The 14,778-nt window shown below is 40.9% G+C and carries 9 protein-coding genes and 1 pseudogene; all 10 read left to right on the forward strand.

Features of this window, described 5'->3' with window-relative positions; genetic code table 11:
• The first annotated feature begins 64 nt into the window (after positions 1–64).
• On the forward strand, positions 65–2,287 hold the full coding sequence (locus tag PREMU_RS04745; protein ID WP_007573531.1) for a cation:proton antiporter: 2,223 nt from the start codon (positions 65–67) through the stop codon (positions 2,285–2,287).
• Positions 2,280–3,008, forward strand: a complete 729-nt coding sequence (locus tag PREMU_RS04750; RefSeq protein WP_007573532.1) for an ABC transporter ATP-binding protein — start codon at positions 2,280–2,282, stop codon at positions 3,006–3,008. Before PREMU_RS04745 ends, PREMU_RS04750 begins: the two co-directional genes overlap by 8 nt.
• Positions 3,005–4,441: a tRNA lysidine(34) synthetase TilS gene (gene tilS / locus PREMU_RS04755; protein ID WP_007573533.1), complete on the forward strand. Its 1,437-nt coding sequence runs from the start codon at positions 3,005–3,007 to the stop codon at positions 4,439–4,441. Before PREMU_RS04750 ends, tilS begins: the two co-directional genes overlap by 4 nt.
• Positions 4,442–4,902: 461 nt before the next feature.
• Positions 4,903–6,489 (forward strand): hypothetical protein, encoded by a 1,587-nt coding sequence (locus PREMU_RS04765; RefSeq protein ID WP_007573534.1) that lies wholly within the window; start codon positions 4,903–4,905, stop codon positions 6,487–6,489.
• Positions 6,490–6,660: 171 nt separating this feature from the next.
• Positions 6,661–7,014, forward strand: a complete 354-nt coding sequence (locus PREMU_RS04770; RefSeq protein ID WP_007573535.1) for a DUF3244 domain-containing protein — start codon at positions 6,661–6,663, stop codon at positions 7,012–7,014.
• Between the two features lie 130 nt (positions 7,015–7,144).
• Positions 7,145–7,336: a hypothetical protein gene (locus PREMU_RS04775; RefSeq protein ID WP_007573536.1), complete on the forward strand. Its 192-nt coding sequence runs from the start codon at positions 7,145–7,147 to the stop codon at positions 7,334–7,336.
• A gap of 157 nt (positions 7,337–7,493) precedes the next feature.
• Entirely contained in the window at positions 7,494–8,750 is a 1,257-nt protein-coding gene (locus PREMU_RS04780; protein ID WP_050796364.1) for a radical SAM/SPASM domain-containing protein, read from the forward strand.
• 7 nt (positions 8,751–8,757) lie between these two features.
• The gene (locus tag PREMU_RS04785) at positions 8,758–10,911 is read left to right on the forward strand and encodes a TonB-dependent receptor (protein ID WP_007573540.1); all 2,154 of its coding nucleotides are present in this window, start codon (positions 8,758–8,760) and stop codon (positions 10,909–10,911) included.
• A 29-nt stretch (positions 10,912–10,940) separates the two neighbouring features.
• Positions 10,941–13,070: an outer membrane beta-barrel family protein gene (locus PREMU_RS04790; RefSeq protein WP_007573541.1), complete on the forward strand. Its 2,130-nt coding sequence runs from the start codon at positions 10,941–10,943 to the stop codon at positions 13,068–13,070.
• Between the two features lie 359 nt (positions 13,071–13,429).
• Positions 13,430–14,719, forward strand: a pseudogene (locus PREMU_RS04795) (peptidase domain-containing ABC transporter); the annotation flags it as partial.
• Positions 14,720–14,778: the final 59 nt, after the last annotated feature.

Consider the following 14,778-nt stretch of genomic DNA (forward strand, 5'->3'; position numbering starts at 1 on the left):
TTAGGGGCAAAATTACAATAATTCAGCGAAAATATGATTAACTTTGCCACAAAAAAGTAGCTTGATGCCATCATTTGCTTCATATTTCCCTATCACGGACCCCACGCTGGTGTTCTTTGTGGTGCTGCTGATCATCCTCCTTGCCCCTATCATCATGGGCAAGCTGCGCATCCCGCACCTTATCGGCATGGTGCTTGCGGGGGTGGTTGTAGGGCAGTATGGCCTGAATATTCTTGTCAGGGATGCAAGTTTTGAGCTCTTCGGGCGCGTGGGACTCTACTATATTATGTTCCTGGCTTCCTTGGAAATGGACATGGAGGATTTGCGGAAGAACAAGTGGCGAACGCTGGTGTTTAGTTTGCTGACTTTCTGCATACCATTTGTACTGATGTGGCTGACGGGTACTTATATCCTCAACTATACCCCCCTCACTGCCTTGCTGTTAGGTTGCGTGATGGCTTCTAACACCCTTGTCTCTTACCCTATCGTAGCCCGTTACGGTCTCCAACGGCAGAAGAGCGTGACTTTGTCAGTGGGTGCTACGATGGTGAGTCTTTTTTTGGCCCTTATTGTCCTCGCAGCTCTCGTGGCCTCCAATGAGGGTAAGAATGACGTGCTGTTCTGGCTGTGGTTTGTAGTGAAACTTGCACTCTATACGGGCGGTGTGCTGCTTACTATCCCACGGCTGACACGGTGGTTTCTGCGTCGTTACAGCGATGCGGTGATGCAGTTCATCTTCGTCATGGCCGTGCTCTTTCTCTTAGCTGCCTTGGCGGAGCTTGTAGGACTGGAAGGTATTTTTGGCGCGTTCTTTGCCGGTTTGGTGATGAATCGCTATATCCCTCAATTGTCACCGCTGATGAACCGCATTGAGTTCATTGGCAATGCGCTGTTCATTCCTTACTTCCTTATCGGTGTGGGAATGCTCATCAATGTGCGGCTGCTGTTCGGTGGTGGTGGCATTTTGTTTGTCGTAGCCTGTATGGTCTTTTTCGGTACGGTGGGCAAGGCGTTGGCAGCTTATACCGGCGCATACTTCTTCCGACTTCCCCTTCTTGCGGGGCATCTGATGTTTGGTTTGACATCAGCCCATGCTGCGGGGGCTATTGCCATGGTGATGGTGGGCATGAGCTTGAAGACGGCTACAGGGGCTCCCCTGATCAATGAGGGCATGCTCAACGGCATCGTCATCATGATTCTCTTCACGTGCATCATCTCGTCGCTCATCACGGAGTGGGCCTCGCGTGCCACGGTCTTGCGTGAGCATGAATTGCCCTCGGAGGATGTGCCCGATGATGACGAGCGTATCCTCGTGCCCGTGAAATATAAGGAATATGCTGACCGGCTTATCAATTTAGCCATCATGGCACGTAATCCGAAACTTAATCGTCCGATTGTGGCTATCAATGTAGTCTACGATGACGAAAACATGCGTCTCAATCAGAGGAGCGGACAGCAGCTCTTAGAGCAAGTGCAACAATATGCCATGGGCTCCGACGTAACGCTGGAGACACAGGTGCGTATCGCCGCTAATATTGCCAACGGTATCAAGCACGCTTTCACGGAGTTCCACGCCTCTGAGATCCTTATTGGTATGCACATGCATGAGAATGTGTCGCCGAAGTTCTGGGGACAGTTCCACCAGAGTTTGTTCAATGGACTCAACCGTCAGATCATCATGGCACGCCTCTATCATCCGTTGGCCACACTGCGGCAGATTGTCGTGGCCGTACCGTCGAGGGCGCAATATGAGCCAGGCTTTTACCGGTGGATGGAACGATTGTCACGCATTGCCGAGAACCTCGACTGCAAGATACAGTTTAATGGCCGCATGGATACGCTACAGATGGTGAACCAGTTTATCACCAATCACCATCCGAATATGCGCGCCACTTGCGTGGAAATGCCCCATTGGAATGAATTGCCGCGTGTGGCTTCTACTATTGCTGACGATCACCTCTTTGTTGTAGTGACCGCCCGCAAAGGTACCGTGTCGTATAAGACAGCCATGGAACGTCTTCCGGAGGAACTGACGATGTGGTTCAAAGGTAAGAATCTTATGATTATCTTCCCTGACCAATATGGCGACGACAAGCAGACCATGACGTTCGCACAGCCTCAGCATACAGAGGAGACTTCCGCATACGTCACAGTGGCAAAATGGCTTAGAAGCATACATCTGTCAACTCAAAAGCATCAGGACCTATCTTCTCAATCATTAAAAACGACCAAATCGACAACTCAGCAACTCAAAAACAGTCAACTTAATAATTCAGATCATGATTGATGTTAAAGGAATCACAAAATCGTTTGGAAAACTACAGGTGCTTAAAGGCATTGACTTGCATATAGACAAAGGTGAGGTCGTGAGTATCGTCGGTCCTTCGGGGGCCGGCAAGACCACTCTGCTACAGATTATCGGTACGCTCGATAAACCGGATAAAGGCACTGTCGTGGTAGATGGTGTGGATGTCAGGGGTCTGTCGGAGAAGAAACTCGCAGATTTCCGCAATCAGCATATCGGATTCGTCTTTCAGTTTCATCAATTGCTGCCTGAGTTCACAGCATTGGAGAATATCATGATTCCCGCTTTCATTGCCGGCAAAGGGCGCAAGGAAGCCCGCCAGCGCGCGGAGGATCTGCTCAGTTTTATGGGCCTCTTAGAGCGTGCCTTGCACAAACCCAACGAGCTTTCGGGCGGTGAGAAACAGCGTGTGGCCGTGGCGAGGGCACTTGTCAACAACCCTGCAGTAGTGCTTGCAGACGAACCATCTGGAAGTCTCGACTCTAAGAATAAGGCAGAATTGCACCAGCTTTTTTTTGACCTGCGCGACAAGTTTGGTCAAACATTCGTCATTGTCACCCATGACGAGAATCTGGCTAAGCTCACTGACCGTACCATCCACATGAAAGACGGTTTACTGGAAGCCTCTCCAATAACTCCTCTTCAGTCCTCCCCAATGGAGGCGGGAGGTGCTTACCCAAATCTCTCTTCTGATAAAAGATGAAAGGAAAAGAAGTCTCTTTTCTCAATAGGCTGAAACAATTGCACGCTCTCCCTCTCTTACCGGTGAAGGATAGGGAGCTGTCCCCTATTGCAGGGAACTGTGAAGAGGCCTCTGCAGGAGAGTCTTTTTTTCTCGTCGCTCTTAGCGGTGGCGCAGATAGCGTGGCACTGTTGCGGGCACTTATCGCCTTGGGCTATCATGTGGAGGCGGCTCATTGTAACTTCCATTTGCGGGGTAAGGAGAGCGACCGCGATGAGATGTTCTGTAATAATCTATGCGAAGAATTGGGAATCAGGCTGCATGTAGCACATTTCGACACGATAGCGTTCGCGACTCTAAGAAAGGTTTCCATTGAAATGGCTGCCCGTGAGCTGCGCTACCGCTGGTTCACGCAGTTAGCTAAAGACACTGGTGCCGCGGGCGTTTGTATTGCGCATCACAGTGACGATCAAGTGGAGACGATCCTGCTGAATCTTCTTCGTGGCACGGGTATCAAAGGGTTACTTGGTATGCAGCGTCGCAACGGCATCTTTTTGCGGCCACTGCTCGGCGTGTCAAGGCAGGAGATTCTCGAATATCTTCATGCTATCGGGCAAAACTACGTTACTGACAGTACCAATCTTGATGATGACGTGCAGCGTAACAAGCTGCGACTCGATGTCATCCCGCTGTTGGAAAAAATTACGCCTGCCGCCAAGCAAAATATTCTGCGTATGGCTGATAACCTCGGTGACGCTGAGAATGTGGTGAATCACAGTGTGGAAGTAGCACGGAAAGGTGCTACGAGACATTGTAATGGGGGAGAAGCCTATGCATTGAAAGAAGTATTAGCGTATACAAGTCCTCGTTTGCTCTTTTGGGACATTCTATCCGATCACAGCTTCAACCGCACACAAATAGAGGAGATCCTCCTGTCTTGCGAGAATGGAAAGGACGGTGATGATGATAAGATGAGGAGCAATGGAAAAATGTGGATTAATGAAAAAAACGTTGCCATCATCAGCAACGATGTCCTCTATGTTTATCCGCGTGAGGAATGGAATGCGCCCTTGTCCAGCTTCCGTATTCCGGAAGTAGGTCTCTACATTCTCAGTAATGGCAAAATTCGGGTGTCTATTGACGAGAAGAGCACTTCTTTTATCAGACCTTCAAAAAACGTGAATATCGCCACACTGGATAGTGACGGCATTGTCTTTCCGCTCACGATACGTCCCGTACTTGCCGGCGACCGCTTCACGCCTTTTGGCATGAAAGGCTCCAAACTTGTGAACGATTACCTGAAGGATAAAAAAATCGCGCCTTTGGAGAGGCACCGACAACTCATCGTTACCGACGCTCATGGCGACATCCTTTGGTTGGTGGGGAGAACCATTGACGAGAGATGGAGAATGCGGGCCACGACAAATAGGGTGATGACCCTGTCCGTAGTTTAAGGTAATCGGCTTTGTTATATCCTGATTTGGGTCGCTCTCAGCGTTTATGTCTCAAGAGAAGTGTATTTATCCGTTCAGAGAGGTTTAAGCCCATACAGGAGATAAAAAGAGGTTTTGTGTATGGTATTGTTCCTCCAAGAGAAGGTTGTTTAAATCTTATCAAGGAGCATAAAGCAGAAGATGCGAAGACAGAATTAGAAGTGTATATCAGTCGTTTGTCTATGGTGTGCAATGTACTGGCAAAGTGTACATTCATAGGAAATCTCTACAAGAAAGTACAAGACCCCGACTTGATAGGCTTGATGAGTGGTCATGCCGAGGGAAGCAAGGCTTTAGCGAGGTACTGAGACATTGACAAGAAAATGAAAAAAGATGCGGTTAATCTGCTTGAGTGATAAAAAACACACCAAAAATTTGCAAGATATAGAAACTTTTACCTTGCATTATTAAAATCAAATTAAATGAAAGAGAGCTTCTCATACTTAATACTACTCATAATTCTATTCATATCATCATGCAAAGGCAACTATGATAAACGTATCTCTGCAACACTTACTCTCGTAGAGAACGATAAGCCAGATAGTGCTCTCATGTTACTTAAGAAAATTGGCCAACCAAGGTTGTCTGACCGAGATTTGGCGATGTATTCGCTTGTGTTTACGATGGCTCAGGATAAATCAGGTATAGATATTGACAATGACTCCTTGCTTCGGGTCGCTTATACATATTATAATATCAGACCGAACGACTCGCTATATGCCAAGTGCGAGTACTATATGGGGAAATACTATATGCTCAACGACAGTACAGAGATAGCTTTGGGTTGTCTACAAAAAGCAGCTGATGCCGCTGAGAAACAAGATGACAAGTACACTCTGTGCCTTGCCTTGGAAAAACTTTCTAAAATAATAAGACAAACTAATCCGTTAAAGGCAGTAGAGGTCGCGAGTCTTGCAGAAAAGACTTATGCAAGTCTGCCAGATGCGTCACCATATAACATTATTTACAGTAAATTGAATGTCTGTGAAGCCTTACTTTTCGCAGACAGCCTTCAAAAGGCGGGCAATAAATGCAAAGAAGCCTTGGTTATAGCCATAAAACTAAAGGATCCTAATGTACTTTCTGATGTTTATCAAGACATGTCTGCTATAGAGAGACAGCGGCAAGATTATAGGAAGGCTTTATACTTATCAAAGACATCGTTTAATTCTTATCCTTCTTTTGACGTTTCAAAAGCCTTGAACCTTGCTACTGCTTATCTTGATGCAGATTCTTTGTCATCGTGCAATAAATTACTGAACTCTATCCATACAGATAATGCAGAATATAAATATATTCTTTTCAATGTTAGACACTTAGCTTCAATAAAAGAGCATAATTACAAAGAGTCATGCAATAATGCTGATTCCGCATATCACTATTTGGAGCAAATGTATGACAAACAGCTTAGCAGTAAACAAGATTATTATAATTCTTTGGTGAAGTCAAAATATGAAAGTGGCATTGCTAAAGGGGAAACACGATTGTTGTCATGGCTCATTGTTGTCACATCCTTATTTGCTATGACAATAATTGTGCTCATTCTGTACTCTTATAAGCAATATAAGGTGAAGGCAAAGATCAGGCTAAAGGCAGAAAAAGAGAAGTTACTACAAGAAGAAAGGATATTATATCATAAGGAAATTCAACTATCCACTATGCGCAACTTTATCCTCAAAAGAATAGATACAGCCCAGAAGATTCAAGAATTAAGAGGTAACAAAACCAACAACATATTGTTAACAGAAGAGGATTGGGAAGAGATAAGACTTTTTGTGGACAGTGTTGAAGGCAATTTCGTCACCAAATTACAGAATAAATTTCCCGATCTAAACGAGGAAGACCTCCGTCTTATGATGCTTGTACGCCTTAAAATGCCCACAAAAGCATTAGCTTTGATATATGGGATTAGTGAAAAGTCGATTAAGCAAAAGTTGTTTGTCTATAAGACTAAAGTGGGTATTAATGGTGAAAAGATCTCTTTACGTACATTCATTGAGGCCTTTTAATAATTCATAAACTAAAGAAATAGACCTGGTTTTTAGGGTGGGGTATACAAGTATCTAATATACAGTGTATTATCAATATAATAAAATTTAAAAAATAGACCTCGATTACTTGCTTGATATCACTAAAGTACCTAAATTTGCAGTCGAGAATATAATAAAACGATTTAATATATGAAGAAATTGTTAGCAATATTATTAACGTTTGTCATATTGATACCTTGCAGTGCTTCTGGTATTGATATTCGAAAGGAAGGTACTGTTCAGCATGGTGGTATGCGAATGCCTTCTATAAAGCGTGTTTCTGCTGACTACGAGAACGGACTCATAACTATAGAAGTTAAAGGGTACACTGGTGGAGTTCAAGTTTTTGTCAGTGATTCTCAAGGAAACGTCATAGGGTACATCATATCTTCTATAGCAAATGAGGGTTCTGTATCTTTGGATTTAGGCACCCTTAAAGAGGGCAGTTATTCATTAAAAATAGTTTTGGATAACGCAACTTATGATGGGCAATTCTATGCGTAACATTTGATCAAAATCGCAATAATAGAGGCCAATATTATTAACAGACCACACTGACCAGAAAGGTATGCGGAATCCGAAAAGCTAAAAGAGAATGTAGGAATTAATATTAACTTTTCAAAACCAATCAACTATGAAGAATGACGTTTTTTCTGTTATTGAATCTGGTGACATGTTGAATGAACTATCACTCAGTATGGTGCTAGGAGGAGCTATTGGAAATGAGGGTGTAGGTAGGGATTGTGACCATTGTAATACTTGTGGTAACGGCGGTAACAATTCAAATAATACTACAGAAGAGGAGATCCTTGTTAACATAGGATGAGTTTCATTCGTTTACGGTACGGACATCATTATGGTGTCTGTACTTAAATCTGTACTTAAAAAAGATTATAGCTTATAGTATGCTTATTTTATCTCAATATAGTCATCTTTTTATTTCAAAAGAAGGACGATTTCTTTTGTACAATAGTGAAATCAATATGTTCGTAGAGTTAACAAAGCAGCAATACTATTCAATTCTACAATTTTCTAAGATAGGTGAGGAAAGTGGACTTTCCCATCAGGAGATAGAATATTTAATAGACAAAAGAATAATTGTAGAAGAAGGACATAAAGATGATTATTATAATAAGGTAAAGTTTATAACGAGACTCAACTGTCTTAGTTATGACACTCTTACTCTAAATATTATCCCGACAACAGCTTGTAATTTTTCTTGTTCTTACTGTTTTGAAAAAAACAAGTCTGTTAGAATTATGTCTGATAAAATAATCGAAGATTTGTGTACTTTCGTAAATAAGAATGCAAGGGCACACAAGATTAATCTTATATGGTATGGAGGTGAACCTTTGTTGGCTGCTAATGTAATTGAGAAGATACTGCATAGAATGTCATCGACAATTGATAAGCCTATTGTTCATCAATCCTTAATAACAAATGGCTATTGTATTAATGAGAAAATTTGTAAATTGTTTAAAGAATACAAGCTGGACGATGTACAAATAACTCTTGATGGAATTCGTGCGCAACACAATAGAGAAAGATTCACTAATAATGATCATAACACTTATGACAGAATAATTCGCAATATAGGCATTGTATTACACGAATTGCCCTTAACTCATGTACATGTTAGAATAAATGTAGATGAGAACAATAAACACGATTATCATTTGGTTACTAAAGAAATACGTTCTCTGTATAATACAGATAGATTAACTTTCTATCCTGGATTTTTAAGAATCGAAGATCCTGTTTTGGGGAAAATGAAATCACCATCCATAGTAGAGCAGTCAAAAAGAAAATTCTATTTTGACCTTGAGTGTGAAGGCGAATTTGTAAACTTTTTCCCAATTCATAGGAATAAGTCATGCAGTGCTATAAAACTTAACACTTTTATTATTGGGCCGCAAGGTGAATTTTATAAATGTTGGAATGATGTTGGCTTAGAAGATAGAATTATTGGTTATATAAATAGTGAAAATATTTCCAATCAATCCTTATTTTTGAAATATCTTATGGATGGTACTATGTTTGATGATCCAAAGTGTAGAGAGTGCTTCTTTTTCCCTATCTGTGGTGGTGGCTGTCCGCAATATCGACTAAAAAATAAATTCCAGGATGGTCATTATAATCTGTGTTCTACATTTCGAGATGGTAGTATAGATATGGATTATTTGAACAGGTGTTTAGAAGAACATTACAAAATGGTATCTTCTGTATCTAAGCTTAAATAAACAAAAAATGAGATTGAAAAGTCCTTTTTTTGATTATATACTTAAGTATGTAATGTGTGGATTGTTATCTACAATTGCACATACTGGTATATGTGCCACAATAGTGCATTCACAAGTAAACAAGATTGCCTATAATCATCTTGCAAATATAGACACTCTTAAAAAAGACACCCTTAAAAAAGTGGAGCTTAATGAGGTCGTAGTAAAATCCCGTCAGAAGATTCACAAAGTGGATAATGATGTCTATATTCCGACATCATTGCAGAAAAAAGTGTCTATGAACGGATACGACTTGCTTAGGAATATGGCAATTCCACAATTAGACATTGACGCAATAACCAATAAGGCAACTGTAAAGGGTAAGGCTGTAACTTTTATTATTGATAATCATATTGTAACAAATTCCAATGATATTAAACAGTTATCCCCTGACGACATCCTGAAAGTTGAATATAACAACATGCCCACGGGAGAATATGCCCAATACGACTGTATTGTTAAATTAACGACGAAGCGAAAAGACAGGGGTGGAAACATCATGGCTGGCGGAATGCAGGGACTGAATAAAAATGTTGAAGATTATAATGGCATAGTACGATTCTACAGGCAGAAATATGAGCATAGTCTGGCATATGCTGATTCCTATTCTCATGACGATGACTCGTACATTGCGCAAACAGAGCATTTTGCATATCCAAATGGAGATAAGCTTGAGAAAGATCTTGTTTCTCACACCCCAAGTCAAAAGAAAAGGAACATGAACTTGTTTTATAATTTCCACTATTATGGAGACTCAGCAACATTCAATGTGAGGTTGGGCTATCTATTCCGTAAACCGGAAACAAGTATGGATTACCAGACCAGTTATAAAGGGACTTTTGAAAGGACCACAACATCATTGGAAAATAGCACAGAGTCATCCTATTCGCCATATTTGTTATTTAGCAGTAGGTTTCAATTAAGGGATAGGCAGAGGCTGAGTTTCAGGGGGTCTTTGGATTATTCCAACAACAGATATGATTATCTGCTCAAGGATGGGTCTTTCAATAATAGTAATTACACAAAAGAGCACTACTATAGATTTGTTCTCGGAAGCAATTATACAAAGGTGATGAATAAGAACTGGACCCTAATAGGAGCTTTGTATAACTTCACAGAGAACTCACAGACGAATTACCTTCTCAACCAAATGAATGTGAAGGGAGGTCTGACATATTCAGAGACTTTACTGGAATTGGGAATTTCTAAACGGTGGGAGAAGATGTTTACTTCTTTGGATGGTGGCGTCAGCCAACTGTTCTATAAGATAAGAGTGGAAAGACATAAATACCGTTATAGCCCAAGAATCTCAGCTACAGTAAAATACAATTTTTCGCCGAGCCTCTACATCCAATATCGTGGTAATTTAACAAACAGTTATCCTACAATGACGATGTACAATAACATAGAGCAAGACATTGATTCAATTCAGAAAAAACAGGGCAATCCGGATTTGAAGCCTACAACAATAGTCTCCAACACTTTGAATATCAACTACGATATGAGGGACTGGTCGTTCTATGCTATGTATGATATGTTTATAAGCTGGAAGAATAATGGAGAATTTGTCAACTATAACAACGATTATTTTATTCATTCGTTGCTATCGGAGGGTCATTATTACTATACCAATTTAGAAGTAGGATTGAGCTATTCAAAAAGCGGTTTCTTGTTGAAGTCAAAATTCGGTTCAGAACACTATCAGGTAACCGGCAGAAATGGCTTGTCTAAAACAGAATGGTATAACAAGTCATCTATATCGTACGCAATAAGCGCTTTAAATGTCGGTATGTATTACACAACATACAAGCATGGAGTGTATGCATCTCTCGAGCAATGGTCAAACTCTGCACTGTATGGCTTGACCGTTTCTTATAAATTCAAAGACATTGCCGTGCAGGCTGGCTGTCAAAATCCATTCACGAGTTATCGTTCCCACAGTTCACTGCTTACCCAAGATTACTGTAGATCTCAATATCGCTTTGACAATCTTAAAGGGAAGTACTTTTATCTGAAGGTATCAATATCCTTGAATCTTGGCAATAAGAAACATACATACACCGAAATGGATACCAACAAGAGCATTAATTCTGCTATTATGAAAAATGGCATTAGTAACTAAAAAATCTTTGGTGAAGTCGAAAACTGCTTATGAAAACAAATATATTAACGCTTATCTTTTGTCTTTTTGTTTTTAAAGGATTTTCAGCAAGATCCTCACAAGATACTGTAAGTCAGGTCAAAGATACTATTAACCTCAAAGAGGTTGTAGTTACGGAAGACCTTATTAAACACGAGGCGGGGAAGACAATAGTTAATGTTGTAACTTTGCGAAGAGGAAAGACCAATTTGTTGGAATTGTTGCAGCAAGTTCCTGGTTTGATCGTTGACGACAGTAGTATTAGAATCTTGGGTAAGGGAGGAATAATGGTAATGATTAATGGAAGATTGAGAAATATCCCACAAGGAGAGATATATGGCATGCTTAAGTCACGTAGTGCGTCCAACGTGGTCAGGGTAGAGATTGTTAAGGATCCAGGTGCCAAATATGATGCTTCTGGAAACTACGGCATTCTAAATATCATCACGGAACGTCAGATTAATCATATCGGAGGAGATGTTGGTGAAGGGTTAACTTATAAGGAGAAATGGGGAAACTCACTAAGATCAGATATCAACTACAGCTATAAGAAAGTTGACGTAAATGTAAATGCTGGTTGGGATATAAGAAAAAATCAATATACCGAGAGAAATACTTCATATTTTACAGATTTAACAAGGCCTTTGTCGACAGTCTCCAGGCCAAAAGATAACAACTATAATCTTTCAGGTGCATTTGATTATAATATTGACAGTCTTTCATCTTCGGGTATTTATCTTGCCTATTCTGAAACATATAGGAAAGATATAGCAGTGTCTGATTTCTATTCCTACGATTTGTTTCAAAGGAATATTGAGAGTGGTTCTTCAACTTCTTTTACGAAGATACCACGTAAGAACTTGAATGCCAGTTTTTACGTAGATCGGAAATGGAGCCCGGACAGATGTATAGAGATAATGGTTGATATGTTTAGGTATAGTTACAAAAACAAATACAACTATAGTTCTGTTATGACAGACGGAAATGATGACGTTAACCAGGATTATTTCCGTAACAAGGGGGAGTCTCGATTGACGGGATTTATGTATACGGTAGGTTTCAAATCAATCATTCCTTTAGGTATAAAACTGAGTTATGGGATCAAGGGAACTCTGACAACAACGAATAATTCGACTTTATATGACATTTCAACATTGCCATTTCAAAACGATCGGTTCAAGTATACAGAGAAGATTCATGCTGCTTATATCGTTTTGCAGAGGGAGTTGGAAAAATGGAATTTTGAAATCGGGGGAAGGTATGAATGGACTCGCACACAAGCTGATGGAATAGAGAAGCATAAAGATAATTATAGTAGGCTTTTTCCCAATATTTTTCTTTCTTATTCTTTGAATAATGGATCTGACATTGAGATAGCTATCAATAGTGGCATAGACCGGCCAGGCATAAGACACATAAACTCGTTTTCATTCTATTCTAACAATTATAATGTGTCAAAGGGTAATCCAGAGATAAAACCATCACATTGGTGGAACGCTAAATTGACAGAGAATTGGGTGTTCCCGGGTGGTGAATTAACAATGGATTTGATCTATTTGAGAGAATACAAGTTGTTTGACCAGACTACCTCAATGGATAATACAGGATCTATTACAACCATACAATGGAATAATGCATATGACAATCAATGGAAAGGCTTTGACGCATCGTTGTATTACTATAAACTGAGATGGCTTAAAGTAATAGCTATTGTCGAGTTAGGATATAACAAGAATACTCCATTGTTGAATATTCTTCCAGATAAGTCTTCTTACTTTAATCAATACTACATGACGAATTTAATATTCAAATTAAACAAAAGTAATACTTTGACAGCTACGATCAACTCCAGTTACAAAGGAAAGGAGAAAACCGTTGTCGGTACAATAAATGGTATCTTCAATTTTGGATGTGGAATAGACTGTGTCTTAAAGAAAAAAATCAATTTTCGATTTGCAGTAAATAATATTTTTGCAAGTGACATTTCTGGCACAAACAATTCTAATGATAGCATGCATATGGACTTTAGAAACAGTTATAATCCTATCTCTGTAACTTTAAATGTATCTTATAATTTTGGAAGTGAGATCAATATTAAGTCCAAAAATCACATAAGTAAAGATATAGAAGAGCGTTTCTGAAAGATGTACTTCCAAGGACAGCCTATCAGTCAAGGCTCTTAAGGGTCTTCGAGTAAAGGTGATATACAGCGTATTATCAATACAATAAAATTTAAAAAATAGACCTCGATTACTTGCTTGATATCACTAAAGTACCTAAATTTGCAGTCGAGAATATAATAAAACGATTTAATATATGAAGAAATTGTGGGGTAGTCAACTCAACTGTGTCAAGCCTGTTTTCCGTTAGGCTTTAACCTCGGTCGGCGGGATGCGATTTTTAATCGCATTTCGAGAGGATGTCATCTGAACTGTGTCAAAGACTAAGACAATAAATTTATCATCGCTCTGTTTATAGAGTATAAAGAATTAATACAATCGTTGTATTGTTCTTCTACAACAAACTCGTATTTGCCATCTTCCTTCTTGGTAGTTTCCTGTACGGTGCCTGGATATCGCTTTTCCTCCGAAGGCGAAAAATGCTTGACTATGAGTTGTTCGAGCAGCAGGCTATCAACAACAACAAGACCTATGAGTTCATCACTTCCATGCAGGAAATCAAGCTGCAGGATTGTGAGCAGCGCCGACGCTGGGAATGGGAGGACACGCAAGCCGACCTCTTCGGTGTGCAGATGAAGTCGCTGAAGCTGCAGCAGACGCAGGAGGCCGGCAGCATACTCATTAACGAAGTGAAGAACATTGTCATCACGGTCGTCTCTGCAGCAGCCGTCATTCATGGTCAGATGACTCTCGGTATGATGCTCGCCGTGCAGTATATCATCGGGCAGCTGAACTCGCCCGTGGAGCAGCTGATGAACTTCTTCTACTCCTTGCAGGACGTGAAGATCAGTCTTGAGCGTATCAATGAGATCCTCCGGGTGGACGATGAGAACGGGAAGGAAGGACTGAAGACCTCGCTTGCCGACAACAGCAAAGGCATTGATATCGATAGCATCATGTTCAAATATGATCCCCATGCCTTGAATAAGACCTTGGACGATGTGACCATCCATATCCCCAAGGGTAAGGTGACTGCTATCGTCGGAGCCTCGGGTTCCGGCAAGACAACGCTCGTCAAGCTTATGTTAGGCTATTATCCGGTTTTAGAGGGCAAGATTAATATCGGCGGTACCGATATCAATACGCTCAACAAGAAATGGTGGCGGCGCTAGTGCGGTGTCGTCATGCAGGACGGCGTGATATTCTCCGAGAGCATCGCGAGGAATATTGCCGTGGACGACGGCGACATCGATAAGGAACGGTTACTGAGAGCCTCCGAGATAGCCTGTATCAAAGACTATATTCTGTCGCTGCCGTTGAAGTATAATACGAAGATCGGTCGTGATGGTGTCGGATTGAGCCAGGGACAGAAGCAGCGTATCCTTATTGCCCGCGCCGTATACAAGAATCCCGATTATATCTTCCTTGACGAGGCAACGAACTCTCTTGATGCAAACAATGAGCGTGCCATCGTTGAGAATCTCGACAAGTTCTATAAAGGCAAGACAGTCGTCATTGTCGCCCACCGCCTGAGTACCGTCCGCAACGCTGACCAGATTGTGGTAATCGACCACGGTAGGGTGGTCGAGACGGGTAACCACGAGATGCTGACTGCCAAACGTGGGGCATACTATAATCTCGTAAAGAATCAGTTGGAATTAGGAAATTAATATTATAAATATCAGAAAATGAGTTTTATAAAAGACATATTACATAGCTCGGAAACATT

Source organism: Hallella multisaccharivorax DSM 17128, assembly GCF_000218235.1.
In the GTDB taxonomy this organism is placed as follows: domain Bacteria; phylum Bacteroidota; class Bacteroidia; order Bacteroidales; family Bacteroidaceae; genus Prevotella; species Prevotella multisaccharivorax.